19 protein-coding genes are annotated in these 25710 nt (G+C 70.5%); 13 read left to right on the forward strand and 6 right to left on the reverse strand.

Features of this window, described 5'->3' with window-relative positions:
- Nucleotides 1-103: 103 nt before the first annotated feature.
- Together AC0T5L_RS01740 and AC0T5L_RS01745 are read left to right on the forward strand one after the other, a co-directional pair.
- Complete coding sequence (locus tag AC0T5L_RS01740) at nucleotides 104-1744, forward strand: PucR family transcriptional regulator (RefSeq protein ID WP_476163541.1); 1641 nt, start codon at nucleotides 104-106, stop codon at nucleotides 1742-1744.
- 142 nt (nucleotides 1745-1886) lie between these two features.
- Nucleotides 1887-2375, forward strand: coding sequence for an Lrp/AsnC family transcriptional regulator (locus AC0T5L_RS01745; protein ID WP_476163542.1), 489 nt, complete (start codon nucleotides 1887-1889; stop codon nucleotides 2373-2375).
- A gap of 20 nt (nucleotides 2376-2395) precedes the next feature.
- Here AC0T5L_RS01745 and gabT read toward each other — a convergent pair whose 3' ends face one another.
- Entirely contained in the window at nucleotides 2396-3733 is a 1338-nt protein-coding gene (gabT, locus tag AC0T5L_RS01750) for a 4-aminobutyrate--2-oxoglutarate transaminase (RefSeq protein WP_476163543.1), read from the reverse strand.
- Between the two features lie 251 nt (nucleotides 3734-3984).
- On the opposite strand from gabT, the gene AC0T5L_RS01755 reads away from it, so the two are divergent.
- From AC0T5L_RS01755 to AC0T5L_RS01800, 10 genes are all read left to right on the forward strand, one after another.
- Nucleotides 3985-5448 (forward strand): PucR family transcriptional regulator, encoded by a 1464-nt coding sequence (locus tag AC0T5L_RS01755; protein ID WP_476163544.1) that lies wholly within the window; start codon nucleotides 3985-3987, stop codon nucleotides 5446-5448.
- A 153-nt stretch (nucleotides 5449-5601) separates the two neighbouring features.
- Nucleotides 5602-8730 (forward strand): DNA helicase, encoded by a 3129-nt coding sequence (locus tag AC0T5L_RS01760; RefSeq protein WP_476163545.1) that lies wholly within the window; start codon nucleotides 5602-5604, stop codon nucleotides 8728-8730.
- A 118-nt stretch (nucleotides 8731-8848) separates the two neighbouring features.
- The gene (locus tag AC0T5L_RS01765; protein WP_476163546.1) at nucleotides 8849-9739 is read left to right on the forward strand and encodes an Fpg/Nei family DNA glycosylase; all 891 of its coding nucleotides are present in this window, start codon (nucleotides 8849-8851) and stop codon (nucleotides 9737-9739) included.
- A 105-nt stretch (nucleotides 9740-9844) separates the two neighbouring features.
- Nucleotides 9845-10864 (forward strand): LacI family DNA-binding transcriptional regulator, encoded by a 1020-nt coding sequence (locus AC0T5L_RS01770; RefSeq protein WP_476163547.1) that lies wholly within the window; start codon nucleotides 9845-9847, stop codon nucleotides 10862-10864.
- Nucleotides 10865-11207: 343 nt separating this feature from the next.
- Nucleotides 11208-12917 (forward strand): ABC transporter substrate-binding protein, encoded by a 1710-nt coding sequence (locus AC0T5L_RS01775; RefSeq protein WP_476163548.1) that lies wholly within the window; start codon nucleotides 11208-11210, stop codon nucleotides 12915-12917.
- A 184-nt stretch (nucleotides 12918-13101) separates the two neighbouring features.
- Nucleotides 13102-14097, forward strand: coding sequence for an ABC transporter permease (locus AC0T5L_RS01780; protein WP_476163549.1), 996 nt, complete (start codon nucleotides 13102-13104; stop codon nucleotides 14095-14097).
- Entirely contained in the window at nucleotides 14094-15005 is a 912-nt protein-coding gene (locus AC0T5L_RS01785; RefSeq protein WP_476163550.1) for an ABC transporter permease, read from the forward strand. The genes AC0T5L_RS01780 and AC0T5L_RS01785 overlap by 4 nt, the downstream gene beginning before the upstream one ends.
- Nucleotides 15005-15955, forward strand: a complete 951-nt coding sequence (locus AC0T5L_RS01790; protein WP_476163551.1) for an ABC transporter ATP-binding protein — start codon at nucleotides 15005-15007, stop codon at nucleotides 15953-15955. The genes AC0T5L_RS01785 and AC0T5L_RS01790 overlap by 1 nt, the downstream gene beginning before the upstream one ends.
- An 8-nt stretch (nucleotides 15956-15963) precedes the next feature.
- Nucleotides 15964-16872 carry an ATP-binding cassette domain-containing protein gene (locus AC0T5L_RS01795; RefSeq protein ID WP_476163679.1) on the forward strand — a complete coding sequence of 303 codons (909 nt, stop codon included), beginning with the start codon at nucleotides 15964-15966 and terminating at the stop codon, nucleotides 16870-16872.
- A gap of 663 nt (nucleotides 16873-17535) precedes the next feature.
- Nucleotides 17536-17739: a cold-shock protein gene (locus tag AC0T5L_RS01800; RefSeq protein WP_077691661.1), complete on the forward strand. Its 204-nt coding sequence runs from the start codon at nucleotides 17536-17538 to the stop codon at nucleotides 17737-17739.
- 161 nt (nucleotides 17740-17900) lie between these two features.
- On the opposite strand, the gene AC0T5L_RS01805 is transcribed toward AC0T5L_RS01800, so the two are convergent.
- Nucleotides 17901-19469, reverse strand: a complete 1569-nt coding sequence (locus tag AC0T5L_RS01805) for a glycerol-3-phosphate dehydrogenase/oxidase (RefSeq protein WP_476163552.1) — start codon at nucleotides 19467-19469, stop codon at nucleotides 17901-17903.
- Nucleotides 19470-19931: 462 nt separating this feature from the next.
- Between AC0T5L_RS01805 and AC0T5L_RS01810 the strand changes: the two genes are divergently transcribed.
- Nucleotides 19932-20798, forward strand: a complete 867-nt coding sequence (locus AC0T5L_RS01810; protein ID WP_476163553.1) for a helix-turn-helix domain-containing protein — start codon at nucleotides 19932-19934, stop codon at nucleotides 20796-20798.
- Between the two features lie 184 nt (nucleotides 20799-20982).
- Here AC0T5L_RS01810 and AC0T5L_RS01815 read toward each other — a convergent pair whose 3' ends face one another.
- The 4 genes from AC0T5L_RS01815 to AC0T5L_RS01830 all read right to left on the reverse strand — a co-directional run bounded on the left by AC0T5L_RS01815 (nucleotide 20983) and on the right by AC0T5L_RS01830 (nucleotide 25660).
- Complete coding sequence (locus tag AC0T5L_RS01815) at nucleotides 20983-21735, reverse strand: MIP/aquaporin family protein (RefSeq protein WP_476163554.1); 753 nt, start codon at nucleotides 21733-21735, stop codon at nucleotides 20983-20985.
- 216 nt (nucleotides 21736-21951) lie between these two features.
- The gene (gene glpK, locus AC0T5L_RS01820) at nucleotides 21952-23451 is read right to left on the reverse strand and encodes a glycerol kinase GlpK (protein ID WP_476163555.1); all 1500 of its coding nucleotides are present in this window, start codon (nucleotides 23449-23451) and stop codon (nucleotides 21952-21954) included.
- Nucleotides 23452-23718: 267 nt separating this feature from the next.
- Nucleotides 23719-24510 (reverse strand): IclR family transcriptional regulator, encoded by a 792-nt coding sequence (locus AC0T5L_RS01825; RefSeq protein WP_476163556.1) that lies wholly within the window; start codon nucleotides 24508-24510, stop codon nucleotides 23719-23721.
- 145 nt (nucleotides 24511-24655) lie between these two features.
- The gene (locus AC0T5L_RS01830) at nucleotides 24656-25660 is read right to left on the reverse strand and encodes a threonine aldolase family protein (protein WP_476163557.1); all 1005 of its coding nucleotides are present in this window, start codon (nucleotides 25658-25660) and stop codon (nucleotides 24656-24658) included.
- Between the last annotated feature and the right edge of the window lie 50 nt (nucleotides 25661-25710).

Raw genomic sequence — 25710 nt, forward strand, 5'->3', positions numbered from 1 at the left:
GTGCTGCCACCTGGGGACGGAAGCGCTCATCGGTGTACAAAGTGTAAAAGGCTGAGTCTGTAATTTGACGCTACGTCCGATTCCGCGCCTCTAGGATGGGGCTGTGCTTCCTACCCTTGCCGAGGTCCTCCAGCTGCCCGCCCTCCAGCGCGCCCGCCCCCGGGTCGTGGTGGGCTCCACGCACCTGGACGTGGCCGTGCGCTGGGTCCACATCGCGGAGGTCACCGACCTCGCCCACCTGCTCCGGGGCGGTGAGCTGGTGCTCAGCACCGGCATCGCCATGCCGGACGACCCCGACGCGCTGCGCCGCTACATCGACGACCTCGCCGCGGCCGGGGTCAGCGGTATCGCGGTCGAGCTCGGCCGCAAGTACCACGCCGAGCTCCCGCCCGCCTTCCTCGGAGCCGCCCGCGACGCGGGTGTGCCGGTCATCCTGCTCGACCGCGAGGCCCGCTTCGTGGAGATCACCGAGGCCGTGCACATCCGTGTGGTCAACGAACAGCTGGAGGAGCTGCGCGAGTCCGAGAAGCTGCACTCGGTGTTCACCCAGCTCTCAGTGGAGGGCGCCGACGCCGGACGCATCCTGCACGAGGTCGCCCAGCTCTCCGGCTGCCCGGTGGTCCTGGAGAACCTCACCCACCAGGTCCTGGCCTGCGACCTCAACGGCGAGGACCCGGGCACCCTGCTCACCTCGTGGGAGAGCCGGTCGCGCGCGGCCCGCTCGGGCTCGCGCACCGTCCACACACCCGCCACCGGCTGGCTGGTCACCACGGTCGGTGCGCGCGGCCAGGACTGGGGGCGGCTGATCCTCATCGTGGGGGCCAGCCCCACCCCCCGCCAGAGCATGCTCATCGAACGCGCCGCCACCACCCTGGCCCTGGGCAGGCTGCTGGAGCGCCACCAGGAGAGCCTGGAGCGGCAGACGCACCGCACGATCATCGCGGGCATCATCGACCGCGCCTACTCCGACCCGGAGGAGGCGCTGGTCCGGGCCCGGGCGGTGGGCGTGCCGCTCAAGGGCCGCGAACTGGTGGGGCTGGTGCTGCGCCTGCGTGAGAGCGGCACCGGTCTGGCCGCCCAGGCGCGCCTGTCCGACACCGCCGAGGGCGCCGCACGCGCCTGCCGGGAGCTGCGCCTGCCCGCCCTGGTGGGCTCGCTCGACGATCTGCGTGTGGGCGTCCTGCTCGCCCTGCCCGGCCGCCAGAGCCTGGACACGACCCTGCACATGCTCGCCGACCGGGTGCGCACCACCATGGGCGGTACCTCCGTGCTGGCGGTGGGCTCCTCCGTGGACGGCATCCGCGAGGTGCGGCGCTCCTTCCTGGAGGCCCGGCAGGTCGGCGACGTGGCCGTTCGCCAGAACGACCGGCGCCCCTTCTACCGGCTGCCCGACCTGCACCTGCGCGGCCTGCTGCACCTGTTCCGCGACGACGAGCGGCTACAGACCTACGTCGAGCGCGAACTGGGGCCGCTGCTGGACCACGACGCGCGGCACGGCAGCGACCTCACCGACATGCTCCGCCACTATCTGGGAGCGGGCCGCAACAAGGCGCTGGCGGCCGGACACGCCCACCTCTCGCGGCCCGCCTTCTACGACCGGTTGCGGCGGATCTCCAACGTGCTGGACGCGGACCTGGAGTCGGTGGAGATCTGCCTGTCCCTGCACGTGGCCCTGCTGTCGTTGGACTCGGTCCGCGACGACCGCTGGACCGGCGGCCGGCCAGCCCACCGCGGGGCGGAGTAGGGCCCCGGCCTCTCGTGTGTCCCATCCCTCACACGTGTGCAGTACCTTGGAATCCGTTGTCATGTGCGCGGGTGGCAATCAAATCCGCTGGTCAGCGCACTTGCAGAAACCGGATTCCATCTACTGAAAGCTGAGGGGCCCGTTGACCGAGCAGCCTGACCCCAGCCCCACGCGCAGAGCCAACGGCGTTGTCCTCGACGACACCGCCAAACGCATCATCGAGGTGCTCCAGGAGGACGGCCGACGGTCCTACGCGGCCATCGGTAAGACCGTCGGTCTGTCGGAGGCGGCGGTGCGCCAGCGCGTGCAGCGCCTGTTGGAAGCCGGGGTGGTCCAGGTGGTGGGCGTTACCGACCCGATGATGCTGGGCTTCAACCGCCAGGCCATGATCGGCGTGCGCACCACCGGTGACCTCAACGCCGCCGCCGACGCCATCGCGGAGCTGGAGGGGGTGGAGTACGTGGTGATCACGGCGGGCTCCTTCGACCTGATGGTCGAGGTGGTCGCCGAGGACGACCCCAAACTGCTGGACATCCTGGCGAACATCCGCGCCGTCGACACCGTGTCCACCACCGAGACGTTCCTCTACCTCAAGCTGCGCAAGCAGACCTACGCCTGGGGCACCCGCTAGGACGGCCCCGGCTCCGGACCTCACAGCTGGGCGAAGGCCTCCTCCAGGATGTCCAGGCCCTCGTGCAGCAGCTCATCACCGATCACCAGCGGCGGCAGCATGCGGACCACGTTGCCGTAGGTGCCCGCGCTCAGCAGCACCAGGCCGCGGGAGTGGCAGAAGGACAGCACCTTGGCCAGCGACTCGGGATCGGGCGTCTTGTCCCCGTCCTTGACCAGCTCGATCGCGATCATCGCGCCGCGTCCGCGTACGTCGCCGATGACCTCGTGCTTGGCGGCCAGCTCGCGCAGGCGGCCCAGCATCAGGTCGCCGATCTCGCGGGCCCGCTCCACCAGGCCGTCGGACTCGATCACGTCCAAGGCGGCCAGCGCGGCGGCGCACGCCGCAGGGTTGCCGCCGTAGGTGCCGCCCAGACCGCCGCCGTGCACGGCGTCCATCAGCTCGGCACGACCGGTCACCGCGGCCAGCGGCAGACCGCCCGCGATGCCCTTGGCGGTCGTGACCAGGTCCGGGACCACGCCCTCGTGCTCACTGGCGAACATGTGGCCGGTACGAGCGAAGCCCGTCTGCACCTCGTCGGCGACGAACACGATGCCGTTCACCCGGCAGAACTCCGCCAGCGCGGGGAGGAAACCGGTGCCGGGCTCGATGAAGCCGCCCTCGCCCTGGATCGGCTCGATCACCACGGCCGCCACGTTCTCCGCGCCGATCTGCTTGGTGATCTGGTCTGCCATCATGGCGGCGGCCTCGGGCCCGCAGCCGTCCGGCCCGGTCGGCCAGCGGAACGGGTAGGCCATCGGCATCCGGTGGATCTCACCGGCGAACGGGCCGAAGCCCTGCTTGTAGGGCATGTTCTTCGAGGTCAACCCCATGGTGAGGTTGGTGCGGCCGTGGTAGGCGTGGTCGAACACCACCACCGCCTGGCGTCCGGTCGCGCTCCGGGCGATCTTCACCGCGTTCTCGACCGCCTCGGCGCCCGAGTTGAGCAGGATCGACCGCTTCTCGTGGTCTCCGGGCGTGACGCGGTTCAGCGCCTCGCACACGTCCACGTACGCCTCGTACGGGTTCACCATGAAGCACGTGTGCGTGAATCGGCTGAGCTGTTCGGCGGCGTTCTCCACCACGCGCGGGTCGGCGTTGCCGACGTTGGTCACGGCGATGCCGGATCCGAAGTCGATCAGGGCGTTGCCGTCGACGTCCTCGACGATGCCGCCGCCCGCGCGCTCGACGTAGACGGGCAGGACACTGCCGACGCCCTGGGCGACGGCCGAACGGCGGCGCTCCTGGATCGCGCGGGACTTGGGGCCGGGGATCTCGGTGACGACCCGGCGGGACTGGGCGACCTCGGTCGGTGCCATGCGGCTGCCTCCTTCTGCGGTGGACGGGGAGTGGGAAGGCCGGGGGTGGGCTCCCCGGCCTGCATGACACTAGGGCGCGTGAAGCCCCGCACACATGGACACGGTGGATAATCGACGCAGAGCCTTGCGCCAACGCGTCAGGGTTCGGACGGTGCATGTCCGCCGGGCTGGAAGCGCAAGGCCCGCCTGCGCCTGATCCCGTCCGCCGGACGGGACCGCCTCGACCGGCAGACGGAGTAGGAGGGAAGCGGATGCCACCGACCCTGGGCGCCCTGATGCGGACACCGCGTCTGCGGTTGAACCTGCTCACCGGGCAGGAGAACCTGGACCGGCGGGTGGAGTGGGTCGCGGTCAGCGAGCTGGAGGACCCCACGCCCTACCTGGCGGGCGGCGAACTCCTCCTCACCACCGGCGTGCGCTGGGCCACCGAGATCCCCGACCTGCGCGACTACGCTCGCCGTCTGGCCGAGCGCCGAATCGCCGGCCTGGGATTCGCCGTCGGCGTGGTCCTGGACGAGACCCCGGACCAGCTCCGTGAGGCCGCCGACGAGTTCGGCCTCGCCCTGCTGGAGGTCGCTCGGGAGACCCCCTTCATCGCGATCGGCAAGGAGGTCTCCCGACTCCTGGCCAAGGAGGAGTACGAGGGGCTGAGCCGGGCCTTCGCCGCCCAGCGCGACCTCACCCGCGCCGCGCTCACCGGAGCCCCCGCGGTCGTGGACCGGCTGGCCCGCGACCTCGGCGCCTGGGTCCTGCTGCTGTCCGCCGACGGCACCGCCCGGCACGCCGCTCCCGCCCGGGCCGCCGCGCGCGCCGCCGGGCTGGCCGACGAGCTCGACCGGCTGCGCGAGGCGGGTATGCGCGCCAGCGTCTCCCTGGACTCCGGAGGCGAGCACGTCTCCGTGCAGCCCCTGTCCATCGGCCGAAGGGTCCGCGGGTTCCTCGCCGTGGGTACCGGCGGACGGCTCGGTTCGGACGAGCGCACCCTGGTCAACGCCGCGGTCTCCCTGCTCTCCCTCGAACTGGAGCGCACCGCCCACAACGTCACCGCCCGGGTGCGCGAGGGGGTGCTCGCGGCACTGCTCACCGGGGCCCTGGACCCCCTCCACCCGGGAGCGGAGCGGCTGCGGGAGGTCCTTCCCACCGAACCCGTCGTGGTGGCGGTGGCCGAGGGGGTCGGGCCGACGCACCCGCCCGAGGGCGTCCTGGTCACCGAGCACCGCGGACGCGCGCTGCTGCTGGCCCCCGCCGGCACGGACACGGAGGTGGTCGGCGAAGTGCTGGAGGGGCCGGTCGGCGTGAGTGATCCCTCCCCCTACGCGGAGCTGTCCGCGGCCCTGTCCCAGGCCGAGCGCGCGCTGGACGCCGCTCGCGACGCGGGTGAGGGCCTGCTCAGGACCGGTGACCTGCCCGGCGGCCTGCTCGGCCTGGCGGAGACCCCCGACGGGGCCCGCATGGCCGGGGACCTGCTCGCCCCGCTCCTGCGGCAGCGGACCTCCGCGGAGCTGCTCGCCTCGTTGCGCGCCTACCTCGCGGCCTCGGGCCGGTGGGACGCGGCAGCGGAGGCTCTGGGCGTCCACCGGCACACGCTCCGCTACCGCATGCGGCGCATCCGCGACCTGCTGCCCGGAAACCTCGACGACCCCGACTACCGGACCGAGCTCTGGATCGCCCTGCGCGTCCACGGCACCGGGGCCGGCCGCGCGCCCACCCCCTGAGGCGGATGCCCGGCGCACCGGCCACACCCCGTTCAACGCGAAAGTTGAAACTTGTTCCGGCGTTCGGAGGGTTCGGGGCCGGTCCATCCACCACAATGGGCCTTGCTGTCAGAGAGTAATCACCCGGCTACGACGGCTGGGCGGGGGGCGACGTTGAGGTCACTACGGGACGACGAGTACGAGCTCGGGTACGCGCCGGGAGCGGGACCGGGGGTGCCCGACATCCTCCCCGACGCACCCGGCCAGGTCAGCCGGTCGGGGGTCGGTACCGCCTCACTGCGCTGGAAACCGCCGATCGACCGTTCCGAGGTGCGCTCCCTCCTGGCCTACCTGCGCGCCTGTCTGCGCCGCGAGGCCGTGCACACCCACTCCGTCCGCGCCCACGGCCTCGGCTCCGACACCTGTGCCTGCCTACCCGCGGGCCCCGAGGTCCTGTTCAGCGGAGCCCGGGAGACCCTCGCGCTGCCCCCGGAGGCCGCCCGGGTCCTGCGCCTGGCCCGGAGGCGAGGGCAGGCACCGCGCTACGGTTACCCGCTCGTGCTCCTGGGTGAGGGCGCCGACCGCGTCGCCCTGCCCCTGCTCACCGTGGACGTACTGGCGGTGGACGACACCGGCGACCTCCGCGCCGAACCGGGCGGGGGCACGCTGGTCCGGGCGGTCGGTCCACCCGACGTCAACCCGGCCCTCCTGGAGAGGCTCGGCGTCACCGACCCCGAGGACCTGTTCGAACTGCGCACCCGGCTGCGCTCCGGGGCGCCCGATCCCGTGCGGCGCCCCGCCGCCGTCGCCGAACTCGCAGCCAAGGTCCGCGCCCTGCTCGCCCGGCTGGAGGTCGAGAGGGTGGACGACATCGCGCCCCTGGGCACCCGGAGTGCCCCGCGCACCGGCACCGACGGCGCCCACAACGTCGCGGTGTTCCTCCGCGCCGGACCCGGCGGCCAGCACGAGGCCGACGAGCACGACCCGGACGGTGTCGAGAGCGTTCTCGCCGACCTGGACCCCTCCGACCGCGACGGCCTCAACCCCGACGACATCAGCGGGACGGCGCTGGAGTCCCTGCTCGGGCAGACCGCGATGGCCCGGCGGACCGACGGCGCCGCTTCATCAGGACGGCTCTTCCGCGGCGGCCGGGGGAGCCCCCGGAACGCGGCCCGCACCGTCCCTCCGCCCCTCGAAACCGACGAGGACACCGACGACCTGGCCGTCCCGGTCTGCGCCACCCCCCTCAACCAGTCCCAGTACACCGTCCTGCGCGCCGCCATGCGCGAACAGCTCACCGTGGCCGCCTCTCCCCCCGGAAGCGGCGTACACGACCTGGTCGACGCCCTCGTCCGCACCGCCGTCAGCAACGGCCAGCGCGTCCTGGTGTGCGGGCGCACCGAGACCGACGTCACCGAGACCATCGCCCGCGCCGACACCTCGCCCGCGCACCCCCTCGTCCGCGTCGGCGGGCACGAGCACCGTGCCGCCGAGGTGCTGCTGCTCACCCGGCTCCTCACCGAGCACGCGCGGAGCCTGCCCACCGCACCCGCCGATCCCGGCGAGGAGGACTCCGCCACCCACTGGTCGGACCTGGCCGGGAACTGGGCGAGGGTCCGCGAGGTGTGGCGTGCGATGGACACCATGGCCTCCGGAGGGCACGCGCTCGCCCGCCTGGCCGAGGAGCGCGGCCGCGTCACCGCCCAGGGCTGGGACCCCGACTCCCTCTTCACCCCGGAGCGGGGCGGCCCCGAGTACTGGCTGCACCGGGCCGAACGCGCCAGCGCGGGCGGCCTGACGGGGCTGCACCACCGCGGCGCCGTCCGCCGGGAGCTGGGGGTGGACACCGACCCCGACAGCCTCGCCCGGCTGTGCGCGGTCGCCCGCATGGAGAGCGAGTGGCGGTCGGCGGTGGACCGGCGCACCCGCTGCGCACCGCTGGGTGAGCTGACCGCCGAGCTCGCCGACTCCCTGGCCCGGCACCGCAGGTCCAGCGCCGCATGCCTGCGCGCGGTCGCCGAACCCCGGCTGTGGCGGGGCCGCTCCGCCGTCGAGAGCCGGTTGGAGACCCTCAACTGGCAGCACGGCAACAGCTGGCTCGGACTGGGCAACCTGCTCGACACCCTGCCCACGTGGGTGTGCCGAACCGGCCAGGTCAGGGCACTGCCTCCGCAGGCGGGCCTGTTCGACCTGGTCATCGTGGTCGGGACGGAACGCTCCCGGGCGGCTGAGCTGCTGCCGGTGCTCTACCGCGCCAACCGCGCCGTGGTCTTCGGCGACCCCGCGCACCCGGGGCCGACGAGCTCACTGGAGCCGGACGAGGAGCGCCGGGCGCTGGCCGCCGCGGGTCTGGCCGCGGACCAGTTGGACGACCGGGGACTGCGCCACGGCACGGGTTCGGCGATGCGCGCCCTGTGCCGGGCGGCGCCGCCCATGCTGTGGTTGGACGAGCACGACGGGGCGCCGCCCCGGCTCGCCGAGACCGCCTCACAACACTGCTACGGGGGCAGGCTCGCGGTGCGCACCACCCCTGACCCCACCGGGGGCCCGGCGTTCGAGTGGCGAGAGGTCACCGGGGTCTGCGAGGCGGCTCCCGGGGCCTCCTACGTCAACCGGGACGAGGCCTACCGGGTGGCTGTGGTGGTGGACGAGATCGACGAGCACCTGCCGCGTGGCCGTGTGGTCGCGGTCGTCGCGCCGACCCAGCCCCAGGTGGCCCTGATCCGCCGCCTGCTGCGCAAGCACGTCCTTCGCCACGAGGTGCGGATCGGCGGCCCGGACCTCCTGGGCTGCGACCGCGACGCGGTGGACGTCACCGTGCTCTCGCCGGTGCTCACCTCCGGTGCTCCCGCCACCGCCGAGCGCCGGGTCCGCCGGATGGGCCACCTGTGGTCGTCGGTGCTGACCCGTACCCGCCAGCGGCTCGTGGCGGTGGGGGACCGGAGGTACTGGTCGGGTGACGACGGGCCGCTGGGTGACCTGGACGCGATGGCCTCGGGCACCTGCGCGGTGCGCACCGACCCGGCCGCGGCCGCGCTGGTGGAGGAGCTGCGCCGGGTGGGCACGGAGGTGACCCTCCAACAGACGGTCGAGGGGTGGACCGCCGACATGGTGGTCCGGTTCGGCTCCCGCCGCCTGCTGCTCCTGCTCGACCGCGAGGCCGACGGCCGTGCCCTGCGCCATCTGCTCGCCCGTGGGGAGTCGCTCAACCGCGCCACCGGGGACCCCGTGGTGGTGGTGCCCGCATGGCGCTGTCTGGCCGACCGGCGCGTCCTCGTCGAGGAGATCCTCACCGCCCACTGACGCATCGGCCGATCCGGCCCCGACCGGCGGCGACCGGAGGAGCACTACCCTGGAGCCGGACGCCCGGAACATGGTGGTTCGTCCACCGAGGCGGGTCGGCGGGAGAAGGGGAGCACGGGTGCCTGAGGGCCATACGCTGCACCGGCTGGCGGCGCACTTCGACAAGACCTTCGGCGGCGGCATGGTGCGCGCGACCAGCCCGCAGGGCCGCTTCGCCGACGGCGCCGCCCGTGTGGACGGCAGGGTCCTCACCGAGAGTGAGGCGCACGGCAAGCACCTCTTCCTCGGGTTCGACTCGGGGGAGTGGCTGCGGGTCCACCTGGGCCTGTACGGCGCCTGGTCCTTCGGCGACGCCGACGGCGAACGCCACCTGGGCGCGCCGCGGGCCGGGGGCGGCGCCCGTCCGGAACTGGTCCGGGACGAGGAGGGCCTCGTCCTGCCGCCCGGACCGGTCGGCGCGGTACGCGCCCGGCTGGTCAACTCCTCCGGGTGGGCCGACCTGCGCGGGCCCTCGGCCTGTGAGGTCATCACCGAGGACGGGAAGCGGGCCGTCCAGGCCCGCCTGGGTCCCGACCCCCTGCGCGAGGACGCCGACCCCGAGCGGGCCTGGCACGTGGTCAGCCGCTCCCGGAGCAGCATCGCCGCGCTGCTCATGCGCCAGGACGTGGTGGCGGGGATCGGCAACATCTACCGTGCCGAGTCGTTGTTCCGGGCCGGCCTGGACCCCATGACTCCGGGACGCGACCTCACGTCCGACCAGTGGGCGCGGCTGTGGAACGATCTCTCCGGGCTGCTCCGCGACGGAGTGCGCGACGGCTACATCATCACCACCCTGCCCGAACACCGCCCCGACCCCGACGCACTGCCCGTGCCACGACCGGACACCCTCTACGTCTGCTACCGGACGGGCGACCCCTGCCGCGTGTGCTCCTCCTCGATCGCCTCCTCCGAGTTGTCCGGGCGGACCCTCTACTGGTGCCCCGGGTGCCAGGGAGGCCCGAGGGGTTGATGGGTTTTTGTCGGAATAAGTACATAAAGTCAATGCAGTACAATCCCTAGCCGTCTGCTTAACCGGTTCAGTTTTCTGTGATCAGGGGGACGAATGGGGGGACTGATGCGGCGTCCGACCATCATGGACATCGCCAAGGCCGCCGGGGTGTCCAAGGGTGCCGTGTCGTACGCCCTCAACGGGCGCCCAGGTGTCTCGGAGGAGACCCGTGGGCGCATCATGGGGATCGCCCGTGACCTGGGATGGGCGCCCAGCAGCCCGGCACGGGCGCTCTCGCCCGGCGGCCGGGTCGGCGCGATCGGCCTGGTGGTCGACCGCCCCGCCCACGCACTCGGCCTGGAACCCTTCTTCATGCAGCTGGTCTCAGGTATCGAGACGGAGCTGGCCTCGTCGGGAGTGGACCTCCTGTTACAGGTCACAGAGGACATGCGCGCCGAGATCGCGGCCTACCGGCGTTGGACGGCCGAGCGCCGGGTCGACGGTGTGATCATGGTGGACCTGCGCGTGGACGATCCCCGGATCCGGGTGGTGGAGGACCTTTCGCTGCCCACCGTGGTCCTGGGCGGACCCGGGGGCGTGGGCTCCCTGCCCTGCCTGTACACCGACGACGCCGGCGCCATGCGCGAGGTCGTCCACTACCTGGCCGCGCTCGGCCACCGGCGTATCGTCCAGGTGGCGGGCCCGGAGGAGTTCATGCACACCCGGGCGCGGGGGAGGGCCTTCCTGGACGCGGCGGAACAGGCCGGCCTGGGCGAGGCCCGTTCGGTCTACGCCGACTACACGGGTGAGGCGGGCACGAAGACCACACGCAGGCTGCTGGCCACCACGGACCGGCCGACCGCCCTGGTCTATGACAACGACCTGATGGCCGTGGCCGGGCTGGGCGTGGCCCGCGAGATGGGCGTCGACGTGCCCTCCCAGCTGTCCATCGTGGCCTGGGACGACTCGGTGCTGTGCCGGCTGGTCCGCCCGTCGCTGACCGCGATCGCCCGTGACGTCGTCTCCTACGGCCGTCAGGCCGCGCTGATGCTGGGTACGGCGATCGGGGGCGGGTCGGCGGAGCACCGGGAGGCCTCCCGTGGGGAGCTGTACCCGCGGGCGAGCACCGGTCCCCTGAGGACGTGATCCGGTGTCCCCGAGATGACCGCGGGATTGACACCCGATCGTCATCCGCCGGGGGATCCGCCGAACGCGCGGCCCCCGTCCGCCCTGCCCGGAGGGCGTGAGCGCGCCTGTGCGGCCGGTTTGACGGGAGTAAACCTACCGACATACCCGCATCTGTGCTGTTACAAGCGGATAACAGCAAAGTGTTGGGCATTGACGGGCTTCCAGCGGACGTGTTGTTGTTAACGTCACTTACCCGGTTCAGCAACGGCCCTGCGCGCTCACTACTGGGAGCGCTCCCACCCCTCCGCGTCATGGAGGGGGAGTCCCCCCACGGGCCGGCCGGGTGGAAGGAGGAGTCGAGATGAAAACTCTGCGGCTTCCGGCGGCACTCGCGGCACTGGTCATCGCGGCCACTGCGTGTTCGGGTGACGGCGGGGACGACGGCGGCGGTTCGGGACAGTACCCCCGGAACGAGACGCTGTACACCACGGGTACGGCATGGACAGCGCCGACCAGCTGGAACCCCATGATGAGGGGGGGTTACGCGGTCGGCACGATCGGTCTGGTCTACGAGCCGCTCTTCCACTACGACACGGAGACCGGCGAGTACGTGCACTGGCTCGCCGAGAGCGACGAGTGGGTCTCCGACACCGCCCACGAGATCACCCTGCGTGAGGGCATCACGTGGAGCGACGGAGAGCCCCTGGTCGCCGACGACGTCGTGGCCACGCTCGAACTCGGCCAGATCGACGGGGTCTCCTACAGCAACGTCTGGGACTACGTCGAGAGCGTCGAGGCCTCCGACGAGCGCACGGTCACCGTCAACTTCTCGGAGAGCCGTCCGCAGGAGTGGATGAACTGGGCCTACGCCAACCCCATCCTCCCCGCGCACATCTGGGAGGACATGGAGGAGACCGCGGTCACCGACAGCTCCAACGAGAACCCCGTCGGTACCGGCCCCTACGGCTATGAGTCGCACACTGACGACCGCATGGTCTGGGAGCGCAACGATGACTGGTGGGCCACCGAGGCCCTCGACATGTCCATGGACGCGCGCTACATCATCGACATCGTCAACGCCTCCAACGAGGTGACGATGGGCATGTTGAACCAGAACGAGATCGACCTCTCGAACAACTTCCTTCCCGGAATCGACCAGGTCCTCAACAGTGACGAGAACGTCACCAGCTTCCACGACGGTCCCCCGTACATGAAGAGCGCCAACACGGCGTGGCTGGTGCCGAACACCTCCAGTGCCCCGCTCGACGACGTGGCCTTCCGCCAGGCCCTGGCCCACTCCATCGATCTCACCGAGATCGTCGAGGGCCCCTACGCCAACCTCGTCCAGCCGGCCAGCCCCACCGGCCTGCTGCCCGAGTGGGACGACTACATCGACCACGAAATGGTCGAGGAGGAAGGCTTCAGGTACGACGCGGGCGAGGCGGTGGGCCTCCTGGAGGAGGCCGGCTACCTGGACGAGGACGGCGACGGCTTCGTCGAGACGCCAGACGGAGAGCCCATCACCCTGACCCTGGAGGTCCCCTCCGGCTGGACCGACTGGATGGAGGCCGCCCGCCTGATCGCGCAGAACGCGCAGGAGGTCGGCATCAACATCGAGGCCGAGTTCCCCGACGAGGGCCTGCTCAGGGACAACCGCAACACCGGTGAGTTCGACCTGGTCATCAACAACGAGCGGCAGCTGAGCAACACGCCGTGGACCTACTACGACTACCTCTTCCAGCTGCCCGTCCAGGAGCAGCAGACCACGGTGAACTTCCACCGGTACGAGAACGAGGAGGCGTGGGACCTCACCGAGCAGCTCGCGTCGGTGCCCGTGGACGACGTCGAGGGCGCGGCCGAGATCACCTCGCAGCTGCAGGAGATCCACCTGACGGAGCTCCCGGCCATCCCGCTTTGGTACAACGGCCTCTGGGCGCAGTCCAACAACTCGACCTGGACCAACTGGCCCAGTGAGCACGACGGCACGCCCAACAGCGCGGCCACTCTCTGGGACGGCTGGCTGGAGCAGGGCGGTATCACCACCCTCGCGGAGATCGAACCGGTCGAGTAGGGGCGGGGGAGCCGCCCCCCACCATTTCCGCCGACCACTCCCCACCCCCGGCCGAGGCACGGCGCGAGAGACGCCCGGCCGGGGGAGCCCCGGGCGAGCGGGCGCGGTACGGATCACCCACAGGGTCCGCACCGCGCCCCGCCGGGGCCGCTCGACTGTCCGCCGCCATCACCTGGAGGAACGTGTGTGGCGCTACATCGGTCGTAAGCTCTTCGTCTACCTGCTTACGTTCATCGTCGCGGTCACCATCAACTGGATGATTCCGCGCTTCATGCCGGGCGATCCGGTCCAGAGCATGCTCTCCCGTGCCTCGGTGGGCGACCCCGAGGCCCTGGAGACCATGACCAATTACTACGAGGAGGTATTCGGACTCAACGCGTCGCTGCTCGAGCAGTACCTGAACTTCTGGTCGGGCCTGCTCCAGGGCGATCTGGGCATCAGCGTGATGCTCTACCCCGAACCGGTCACCGACGTCATCCTGCGGTCGGTGCCCTACACCCTGGGTCTGCTGCTCCCCGCGATCCTGCTCAGCTGGATCGTCGGCAACCGCTTCGGCGCCTTCGCCGCCCGAAGCAAGATCCTGGACAACACGGTCCTTCCGGTCGGGTACATCCTGACCGCCACGCCGTACATGTGGCTGGCCCTGCTGCTGGCATGGAGCCTGGGCATCGTCGCCGGCGTCTTCCCGGCCTCCGGCGGCTACAGCTTCTCCCTGCGCCCCGAGTTCAGCTGGATGTTCATCTCCGACCTGATCGCCCACTGGTTCCTGCCGTTCCTGTCCATGTTCCTGGTGGCGCTCGGCGGCTGGGCGATCGGCATGCGCAACATGATCATCTACGAGCTGGAGGCGGACTACGCCAACTACCTCAAGGCACTCGGCGCACCGCGCAAGCTGATCCGCCGCTACGCGTTCCGCAACGCGATGCTGCCGCAGATCACCGGTCTGGCGGTCCAGCTGGGCACGATCATCGCGGGCTCCCTGCTCACCGAGATCGTCTTCAGCTACCCCGGCCTCGGCAGCCTCATCCTGGACTCCCTGAACAGCAGGGACTTCTTCCTGCTCCAGGGAATCTTCCTGTTCGTGGTCGTCGGGGTGCTGATCGCCAACTTCATCATCGACATCGTCTACGTGCTGATCGACCCGCGCACCAGGGTCCAGATGACGGGAGGCTCCTCATGACGAGTGTCGCCGGAGCACCGGGAACCGCGGACTCCGCGGGCTCTCCCGAGCCGGCCGGCGAGCGCAAGGTCTCCGAGACCCTGCACTTCGCCCGGCGCAACCCCAAGCTGCTCATCGGACTGGGCGTCGTCCTGAGCTTCCTGCTGCTAGGGATCATCGGCCCGTTCTTCGTCGACCACGACCCCAACCAGTACGTCGGTCCCCAGACCCAGCCGCCCAGCGGCGAGTACTGGTTCGGCACCACCACGTTCGGCCAGGACATCTGGGCCCAGTTCGTGTACGGGGTGCGCTCCACGTTCATCATCGGCGTGTTCGGCGGCGGCGTCGCCTTCGTCATCGGCACGGCGGTCGGCTTCGTCGCCGGGTACAAGGGCGGGATCGTCGACGAGATCCTCAACATGATCACGAACGTGGTCCTGGTCCTGCCCGCCATGGTCGTCCTCATCGTCGCGATCGCCTACCTGGACGCGCGCGGCCTGTTCGTGCAGGGCCTGTTCATCGGACTGACCTCGTGGCCGTGGGCGGCGCGCGCGGTGCGCTCCCAGGCGCTGTCGCTGGCCACCCGAGACTACGTGGACCTGGCCCGGCTCAGCGGCCGGCGCACGTGGAAGATCATCACCACCGAGATCGCGCCCAACATGAGCTCCTACCTGGTGATGTCCTTCATCCTGCTGTTCGGTGGAGCCATCCTGATTGCCGCCGGCCTGGACTTCATCGGTCTCGGCCCGTCGAACGGCGTGTCCCTCGGCCTGATGCTGGAGAGCGCCGTCGCCTGGAGTGCCCTGCAACTCGGCATGTGGTGGTGGTTCATCCCGCCGGGGCTCGGCATCACGGTGATCGTGGGTTCGCTGTACATCCTCAACGTCGGGTTGGACGAAGTGTTCAACCCCAAGCTGCGGGAGCTGTAATGACCCTGCGCGTCAATGACCTGAAGGTCTACTACCAGACCCTGCGCGGGGACGTTCACGCCCTCGACGGTGTCACGTTCGACCTCGCGGACGGGGAGATCATGGGCCTGGCCGGCGAGTCCGGCTGCGGCAAGACCACCCTGGGCAAGAGCATGATCCGCCTGGACTCGCGGATGCGCCACGTGGACGGCACCATCGAGCTGGACGGCAAGGACGTGCCCATCGCGGACGACAACGCGATGGTCCCCCTCCGCTACCACGAGATCTCGCTCATCCCGCAGTACGCGATGAGCGCCCTCAACCCCACCCGCAAGATCGGTCGGATGGTCAACGAGCTGCTGCGCGCACGCGGTGTCCGGCCCGCCGACATCGCAGACGAGCTCAACCGCCGGCTGGAACTGGTCGGCCTGGACACCGACGTGCTCAACCGGTTCCCGATCGAGCTGTCCGGGGGCATGAAGCAGCGCGTCGTCATGGTGATCTCCACCCTGCTCGACCCGTCGCTGCTGATCGCCGACGAGGTCACCTCGGCCCTGGACGTGTCCACGCAGCGGGCCGTCGCCGAGTCGATGGTGGAGTTCCGCGACCGCGGATACGTCAAGAGCATGATCTTCGTGACTCACGACATCTCGCTCGTGTACCAGATGGCGGACACGATCATGGTGATGTACGCGGGCCACGTCGTGGAGAAGGCACCCGCCTCGACCATCATCAACGAGCCCAAGCATCCCTACACCCAGATGCTCATCGGCGCTCTGCCCGAGGTCGGATCCACCACGGCGCAGGGCCGCCTGGAGGGCATCCCCGGCACCCCGCCGGGCCTGCTCGACCCGCCCACCGGCTGCCGGTTCAAGGACCGCTGCCCGATGGCATTCTCCAAGTGCTCCGAACAGCCGCCGCTGGTGGAGATCGAACCCGGCCACTGGGCCGCATGCTGGAAGACGGGGTGAGTCAGACCGTGCTGGAACTCAGTCACGTGCACAAGGTGTACAGGGTGGGCGCCTTCGGCGGCGGCCGCCTGCGTGCCGTGCGCGACGTCAACCTGACGGTGGAGCCGGGCGAGGTCGTCTCGCTGATCGGTGAGAGCGGCAGCGGCAAGAGCACCATCGGCAAGATGGTGCTGGGCCTGTCCAAGCCCTCCGCCGGGCGGATCACCTTCGAGGGCACCGACATCACCACGATCCGGGGCCACACCGCGCGCAAGGAGTACTACGGCCAGGTGCAGGGGGTCTTCCAGGACCCGTTCAGCTGCTTCAACCCGATCTTCAAGGCCGACCGGGTCTTCGAGATGATCCACACCTCCTACTTCCCGCGGACGCCGGCCGCGGTGTGGAAGGAGAAGGTGCTGGACGCGCTGGCCACTGTGCGCCTGGACCCGGGCAACGTCCTCGGCAAGTACCCGCACCAGCTCAGCGGCGGCCAGTTGCAGCGGCTGCTGATCGCGCGGGCGCTGTTGTTGGACATCAAGCTGCTGGTGGCCGACGAGATCATCAGCATGCTGGACGCCTCCACCCGTATCGACGTGCTCAACCTGCTCGCCGACCTCAAGGAGCGCGGGCTCGGCATCCTGTTCGTCACCCACGACCTGTCCCTGGGCAACTACGTCAGCGACAAGTCGGTGATCCTGCGCAAGGGCGCCATCGCGGAGATGGGGCCCACGGCCAGGGTGTTCGACAACCCGATGCACCCCTACAGCCGCCACCTGCTCTCCTGCGTGCCGCAGCTGCACCGCACCTGGGCGGAGATCGACGCCGAGCTGGAGGCCAACCCGCCTGAGGACGTCGTCCTGCCGACGGCGCCCGACGAGGAGTCGGCACCGCTCATCGAGGCCGAGGAGGACCACTTCGTGGGGATCGACCAGGGCTGAGCCCTCCGCCGCTTCCTTCGCGCGGCGTCCGCCGCCCGGCGGGCGCCTCGGTTTTTCCGGTCTCGGCAGCGCGGTGGAGAGGGTATGGCGGTTCTTCTCGTGTGGCCGCGACACCGTCTGCCGAAAAACGGAATTCGATGTTGAAATCCGGGAGGAAGATCCGGATTTGAGGGTGAGTGCGTGGGCTCGCGTGCTCTTACGGGGCCTCGCCCCGAACGTTGACGGACGCGGCCCGGAGGCGTCCGGGGCACAGCTTGGACGGGTGCCGCCGTCCGGCGGGCCGTACACCTTCGCGGTCGCGGGTGGTAGGGGGAGGGGCCAGGAACCGGACACGGCCCACCCGCGCTGAAGTGCGTGAACGACGCAGCGGCGCCCACGTTCACGAACAGAGCGTGATGTGGCTGTTACTATAACTTGCGTCACACGTGTACACCGCGCGGCCCGTGAGTATTCCCTCGCGGGTCGTGCGTGTTGCCACATCGAGACCCTTCGTCGGCACGCTCAGCTGTGGTAAGTTCAGAGAAGATTGTTAGTCGTTGAATTTCGCAGTTGGTGTCTTGCCCGCGGAGTTTGTGACCGGCGGGCGGTTTCTCTTGGAGTCGGCTCGCGGCAATTTTCGGACGTGAGTATGCGTTCGTGTACACCGAGCTGAAGGAGAAAAACATGGCTCAGGGAACTGTGAAGTGGTTCAACGGCGAGAAGGGCTTCGGCTTCATCTCCCCCGACGACGGTGGCCCCGACGCCTTCGTTCACTACAGCGCGATCCAGGGTAGCGGCTTCCGCAACCTCGAGGAGAACCAGCGCGTGGAGTTCGACGTCGTCGCCGGCACTCGCGGCCCGCAGGCCGAGAACGTCGTCGGTATCTAAGACCACGTCGTAGAACGCCCCGGAAGGCCCTGCCCTCCGGGGCGTTCGCGTTTCCGCCCGGCCCTCGACGGCCGGGTTCCGCGCGGTGCCCCTCCTCGCCGCCCTCCCCTCCCCCCGCCCCGGCCGGGAGCCTTCGGCCCCAGCGCCCTCCCGCGGAGGGCCTACTCCCCCAGCAGGGCCTCGGTACGCCGGCGCACCTCCGGGGTGTCCAGACCGCGCACGGTCACGGTGGTGCGGCGGCGCAGTACGTCGTCCGCGGTCACCGCCCACTCGTGGTCGCGGGCGAAGACCACCTGCGCCCAGATGTCGGGCCCGTCGGGGTGGACGCGCTCGCCCAGTTCCGGCCTCTCGCGCACCAGCGCCGCGATGTCCATCGCCAGGCTGCCGTAGTGCGACGCCAGGTGCCGGGAGACCAGCGGGTCCATCCGCGTGCCGGGCGCACGGTCGGTGATCAGCCGCTGGGCCACCGCGTCCGGACTGGCCAGGCCGGGCAGCGGCACCGTCCGCAGAGGGTCGGCCATGTCCTCGGCCAGCGGTACCGCGCGCACCCGGCGCAGCTCTTCCAGGACGGCCCGGCCGATGTGCCGGTAGGTCGTCCACTTGCCGCCGGCCACCGACAGCATCCCGCCCCGGCCCTGGCTGACCACGGTCTCCCGCTTGGCCGCACTGGTGCCGCCGGGTCCGCCGGGCAGCACCCGCAGGCCCGCGAACGAGTAGTCGACGTGGGAGGCGTCCAGGTAGGGCGCGTCGATGCCCAGCTTCGCCTCCCCCAGGATCTGCTCGACGTCCTTGGGCAGTACCGAGACGTCGGCCGGGTCCTCGGTGTACTCCTCGTCGGTGGTGCCCAGGAGCAGCCTGCCCTCCCACGGGATGGCGAACGACACCCGGTACTTGTCCACGGGGATGGTCAGCGCGGCCCGCCACGGTTCCGGGGTGCGCAGCACCAGGTGGGCGCCCTTGGACAGCCGGACGCTGGGGGAGGCGGCCGGGTCCTCCATGCGGCGCAGATGGTCCACCCACGGGCCCGTCGCGTTGAGGACCAGTCGCGCGTCGACCCCGAACTCACGGCCGTCGACGCGGTCGCGCAGGTCGGCGCCGGTGACCCGGCCCCCGGTGGTGCGCAGGCCCGCGGCCTCGGCGTGGTTGAGCACCACGGCCCCGGCGTCCACGGCGGCGCGCACGGTCATGACGGCCATTCGGCTGTCGTTCATCTGGTGGTCGCTGTAGGCGGCCACCGACTTGAGGCCGTCGGTTCGCAGTCCGGGAGCGAGACGCTGCGCCTGGGCGGGTGAGAGCAGACGGCCCACGCCGTCACCGAAGGCTGACAGCGCCGAGTACAGGAACACCCCGGCGCCCATCTTCGCCGCGCTGTGCGGTCCGCCTGAGTAGACGGGGACCAGGAACGGCATGTGGTTGACCAGGTGCGGTGCCACGTCCGAAGCCAGGGAACGGCGCTCCCGGTGGTTCTCCGCGACCAGGCGCACGTTGCCCGTCTGGAGGTAGCGCAGACCGCCGTGCACCAGCTTGGAGGAGGCGCTGGAAGTGGCTCCGGCGAAGTCCCCGGCGTCGACCATGGCCACACGCAGACCCGCCTGGGTGGCGGTCCATGCGACGGAGGTGCCGAGGATGCCGCCGCCGATGACCAGGAGGTCGAAGGTTCCCCGGGTGAGTTCGTCCCGGGTTCGTGAGCGCGTGGTGGCGGTGTGGTTCGGGCTGGTGCTGATGGTCATGGCTGGTGCTCCGTCCGTTCGGAGGGATGGCGGGGGTCTCGCGTGTAGCCGAACGGGCTCCACGTTTCATGCGAGTACCAGCCATATAATACGACAATGCCGCACGCCAGAGAAGGCGGAGGGGTGATTCGGCGCCCTTGGGGGCTCCTTCCAGGGAAATGGGAGAGGCGTCAGTCCTCTGGTGTCGCGGAGGGGATGCGTGTGGACACATGGTGCATGTGGAATACGGCATTGTCGAACTCAGGAACTTGCGTGTGGTGTCGAGCCCTCACGGTTCCGCCGGCCCGCTGAGGCGGGGCGCCTGACCGCACGAGTGCGCGAGTGCGCGGACGGAGAGACCCGGGGTCCAGAAAGCTGCATTCCAGGATCATGTGACCGGGTGTACCGGTTCGGCGGGGAGGGCCGTACCCGGAGTGCGGATTTGCTGGATTGCCCAGCGTAACGGGTGTTTTCCGACTTACGATGAGCCTCATCATGGCGACCAGGTACTCACCCACCATCCGGCGACGCCGCCTCTCCGCCGAGCTTCGGCGGGTACGGCTGGCCGCACGCAAGACCAGCGAAGAGGCGGCTGCCGCCGCGGGGCTGTCCAAGTCCACCTACTCCAACATCGAGTCGGGTGTGAAGAAGCGTCCCCGGCTCAGCGAGATCCGCGCCATTCTGGACGCCTGTGAGGTCGAGCCCGGCCAGGAGCACGACGAGATCCTCACTCTGTGCCGTCAGTCCCTCGAACGCGGATGGTGGACCCGGTACCGGGACGTGCTCGCGGCCCGCTACGTCGGTTTCGAGACCGAGGCGAGCTCCATCACCACCTGGCAGCCGGTGGTCCTGCCCGGGCTGCTCCAGGTACCCGAGTACATGCGGGTCACCTCGCAGGCCTGCCTGGCCAGCCCCCAGGACATCCGCCGCGTCACCGACGCCCGGATGGCCCGGCAGCGCATCCTGGACGACGAGGACCCCCCGGAGTTGTGCGCGATCTTCGACGAGGGTGCCCTGCTCCGGCTCCAGGACTTCCCGGAGGCCAAGCACGCCCAGGTCAAGCACATCCTGGAGATGGCACGGCGTCCCCATGTCACCGTCCAGATGACTCTGGCCACCAAGCTCAACCCCGGCTCCGGCGGACCCTTCGTCATCATGGAGTTCCCCACCGCCATCGACCCCACGGTCGTCTACCTGGAGACCGCCACCGACGGCATCTACCTGGAGGAGCCCGACGAGGTGGCGCGCTACCAGAACCTCGTCAACCACATCCGCCTGGTCGCCCTGCGTCCGGGAGAGACACTCGACTACCTTCAGGAGGCCCACGTGGAGACCTGCCCCCGCTCGTGACGGGTACGGGCGCCGCCAGCAGGAGCCGTCGGGAGCGGTGGCCGTCCACGGTGCACCGGGGCCGCACGCGGGACAGGGCGCCCGGCGAGCATGCCGGACGCCCTGGGCGCGTTGTGGGAGGGACGCCACCGGGGAGGCCGACCCCGGGGAAGGGGCACGGAGCCGGTACCGGACCGGGCCCGGATCAGCCCCCGAACCCGGTCAGCCGCCAGATCCAGGCGCCGATCACACCGCCCACCAGCGGTGCCACCACGGGGAGCCAGGCGTACCCCCAGTCGGACGGGCCCTTGCCAGGGATGGGCAGCAGCGCGTGCGCGATGCGCGGGCCCAGGTCGCGGGCGGGGTTGATGGCGTACCCCGTCGGGCCGCCCAGCGACAGGCCGATCGCGAGCACCAGCAGACCGGTCAGCAGCGGCGCGAGGCCGTTGGCGAACAGGCCGCTCAGGTCGACGCCCTCGTTGACGGAGACGAACCCCGCGTTCGCGCCGATGCCCAGCACACCAAGGAGCAGCATCGCGGTACCGATGACCTCGGTGATGAAGTTGGCGACCATGTTGCGCACGGCCGGGATGGTGCTGAACACGCCCAGCTTCGTCTGCGGGTCGTCGGTCACCTTCCAGTGCGGAAGGTAGACCAGGTAGACGAGGACGGCGCCGGTGAACCCGCCGGCCACCTGGGCCAGCATGTAACCGGGCACCTGTGCCCAGCCGAACTCGCCGACGCTGGCCAGGCCGAGTGTGACCGCCGGGTTGATGTGGGCGCCGCTGGTGGCGCCGACGACGTAGACGGCCATCGCGACCGCCATACCCCAGCCGAAGGTGACGACGATCCAGCCTCCGCCGAGAGCCTTGGACCGTGCGAGTGAGACACCGGCGACGACGCCGCAGCCGAGCAGGGTCAGGATTGCCGTACCGATGAACTCTGCCAGATACACCATGGGGACCTCCGCCCCGTGAGGGGGAACTGGGTCACGGGAGGTCTCATCCGTCCGGGTGGACCGACGGAGCGGTACACGAGGGGATAATCAGACACACCCGTCACAGGGATGGGATGGTGGGGCGCGTCCGGCGCCCCGCGGGCCGCTCCCAGGGGTCGAAGGTGGCAGCCGGCGCCCCTGGGAGTCGGTCGTTCGGTGGGGTTGTCGTGCCCCGTGCTACTCGGCGTCCTCGTGCTCGACCCAGTCCAGGGTGCGGCGCACGGCCTTCTTCCAGTTGTGGTACTCACGCGTGCGGACGTCCTGGTCCATCTTCGGCGTCCACTCGGCCGCCTTGTGCCAGTTGACGCGCAGGGTCTCCACGTCGGGCCAGTAGCCCACCGCCAGCCCGGCGGCGTAGGCGGCGCCCAGGCAGGTGGTCTCGGCGACCATCGGACGGACGACCTCGGCGCCGAGCACGTCGGAGAGGATCTGCATGAGCAGGTTGTCGGCGGTCATGCCGCCGTCCACCTTCAGCATGGTCAGCTCCGTCGGCGCGTCGGCGTTCATCGCGTCGACGACCTCTCGGGTCTGCCACGCGGTCGCCTCCAGGACGGCGCGTGCGATGTGGCCCTTGTTGACGTAGCCGGTCAGGCCCGTCATGACGCCGCGCGCGTCGCTGCGCCAGTGCGGGGCGAACAGGCCGGAGAAGGCGGGCACGATGTAGCAGCCGCCGTTGTCCTCCTCGGTGAGGGCGAGCGTCTCGATCTCCGGTGCGGTGGAGATCATGCCCAGGTTGTCGCGCAGCCACTGCACCAGGGAGCCGGTGACGGCGATGGAGCCTTCCAGGGCGTACACGGCCGGTTCGTCGCCCAGCTTGTAACCCAGGGTGGTGAGCAGGCCGTTCTCGGAGGTCACCGGCTCGGTGCCGGTGTTCATGACCAGGAAGGTCCCGGTGCCGTAGGTGCCCTTGACGTCGCCGGGGTCGAAGCAGGTCTGCCCGAACAGGGCGGCGTGCTGGTCGCCGAGCGAGGCCGCGACGGGGGTCCCGGCCAGGTGGCCGCGGGCCTCGCCGTAGACCTCGGAGGACGAGCGGATCTCGGGCAGGATGCCCGCGGGGATGCCCATGGCGTCCAGGATTTCCTGGTCCCATTGCAGGGTGGACAGGTTCATCAGCATGGTGCGGCTGGCGTTGGTCACGTCGGTGACGTGGCGGCCGGTCAGCTTCCAGATGATCCAGGTGTCCATGGTGCCGAACATGACCTCGTCACGTTCGGCGCGCTCGCGGAGGCCGTCGACGTTGTCGAGCAGCCAGCGCAGCTTGGGGCCGGAGAAGTAGGTGGCCAGCGGCAGTCCGCACTTCTCGCGGAAGCGGTCCTGCCCGGCCTCGCCGCCGAGCTCGCGGATCAGTCCGCCGGTTCGGGTGTCCTGCCAGACGATGGCGTTGTGGACGGGCTCACCGGTCTCGCGGTCCCAGACCAGGGTGGTCTCGCGCTGGTTGGTGATGCCGACGGCGGCGATCTGCTCGGGGGTGATGTCGTTCTTGTCGAGGGCCTGCCGGATGACCACCTCGACGTTGGCCCAGATCTCCTCGGCGTCGTGTTCGACCCATCCGGGCTTGGGGAAGATCTGCCTGTGCTCGCGTTGGTCGACCGAGACGATACGTCCGTCGCGGTCGAAGAGGATGCAGCGGCTCGACGTGGTGCCCTGGTCGATCGCGGCGACGTACTGCTGACTCATCGGGTGCTCGCCTTCAGGGTGGAGAGGGCTCGGGACAGGGCCGCACGCACGCGGACTGGGTTATACCCGCACGTTGTACGACATTGACGCATGATTAGGCGTTAGTTTCATCCGTCTTTCCTGCCCATGTCAAGGCCGTGTGACGCAATCGTGTCGCGTGGATCACTCCGCCCGTCGAGCAACGGTGCCAGGGAGGGGCGAGCACAAGGAAGCCGCCGCGCGGGAAGCCGGGGCGCGGAAGGGCGGCGAACGGGGACGCGTGGGAGCTCAGTACGGTGTCGCGCCGAGCTCGCGGGAGATGGCCCGGGCGGCGTCGCGCACGTAGGAGACCTGCTCCATGTCTGGTTTGCCCCCCTCCTCGCGCAGGCGTTCGACCGCGCCGCGCACACCGATGGCGCCGACGGTGGTGCCGCGCCGGTCCCGGATGGGCGCGGCGATGGACACTTCGCCGTCCACGAGTTCCTCCATCTCCCAGGCCCAGCCGTTGTCCCGTACCTCGTCCAGCTGGCGCTCCAGCGCTGCGGGGGAGGTGACGGTGCGCCGGGTGAAGGAGGTCAGGACCGCCGCCCCGCCGGTCTCGGCGACGATCGGGTCCTCCTCGGGCGCGGCCAGGGGATCGAAGGCCATGAGCACCTTGCCGATGGCCGTGGCGTGCAGCGGCAGGAGGTCGCCCACGTCGAGCGTCTGCTGGGAGGCGTCCGGGCGGAACACGTGGTGCACCACGAGCACCTGGTGCTTGTGCAGCGTACCGATCCGCACGCTCTCGCCGCTGCGCGAGGCCAGGCCGTCCGCCCAGTTCAGAGCACGTGTGCGGAGTTCGTTGCCGTCCAGGTAGCGGGTGCCGAGGCTGAGCATGCCCCCGCCCAGCCGGTAGCATCCCGACTCGGGGTCCTGCTCGACGAAGCCGACGTGCTGAAGGGTGCGCAGGATGCCGAGGACGGTGCCCTTGGGCAACTCCAGGGACCGGGAGATGTCCGCCAGGCTCAGCCCCCGGGCGCCGGTGGCCAGGATTCGGAGGATGGCCGCAGCGCGTTCGATCGACTGGATTCTTCCCGGCATTGCGGTGCTACCACTCTCTAGTACGACAATGTCATACGCGAATGCTACTACGCGATGTGATGCGCGGCATGACCCTGTCCGGAGGCGCGGGCAATCGGTACATTTTAGCCGTCCACCGCCGCGCTGACCTGTGCGGCGGTCGGGGTCACAGCTCGGCGGCGGCCTTGGCCACGCCCCGCGCGGCCTCATCGATGTCGCGGTCGGTGATCTCCAGGTGGACGACCAGGCGGACGGTGTCGCCGCCGCCCGTCGCAGCGACCCCGTGCCGTGTGAAGGCGTCGGCGTAACGGGCACCCTCGCCGGCCGGGGCCTGGACCAGCACCATGTTGGTCCGCGCCCGCGCGGTCAGCCCGGACAGCTCGGTGACCAGCCGGGCCAGCTCCGAGGCGCGCTCGTGGTCCTCCGCCAGTCGCTCCCGGTGGTGGCGCAGCGCGTACAAGGCCCCAGCGGCGATGATGCCGGCCTGGCGCATCCCCGCGCCGAGCAGTTTGCGCCCGCGCCGGGCCCGCAGCACCGTGTCGGCGTCCCCGGCCAGGGCCGAGCCCACCGGGGCGCCCAGGCCCTTGGAGAAGCACACCGACACGGTGTCGAACCCGTCCGCGACCTCGGCGGGAGCGGTGTCCAGGGAGACGGCCGCGTTCCACAGCCGTGCCCCGTCCAGGTGCGCGCGCAGCCCGTGCCGATGCGCGAAGCCGGTCACACGCCGCTGTTCGGCCAGCGGCACCACACGGCCGGTGAACGTGTTCTCCAGCCACACCAGGGCTGGCTCGGCCCGGTGGACGTCGCCCCGGCCGGCGATCCACGACGTCAGCAGCTCGTCGGTGGGGAAGGTCCCGTCCGAGTACAGGCGTGGCAGGGCCCGCGCCAGCACCGCGGTGGCACCCTGCTCGTCCCCGATGAGGTGGTGGTGCTCGTGCGCCCACACCTCCTCGCCGCTGCGGACGGACGCGTACAGTCCCAGCTGGTTGGCCATGTGCCCGGACGGCACGTACAGCGCGGCCTCCTTGCCCAGCAGCCCGGCGGCCTCCTCCTCCAGCTCCCGCACGGTCGGGTCCTCGCCAAACACGTCGTCGCCGACCTCGGCCCCGGCCATGGCCGCGCGCATGGCCGGGGTGGGACGGGTGACGGTGTCAGAGCGCAGGTCGATCATGGCGGCTTCCTCCTCGTGGGGCGCGTGTCCTGGCGGGACCGGGCCCCGAC

The organism is Nocardiopsis sp. TRM 82005 (genome assembly GCF_056312425.1).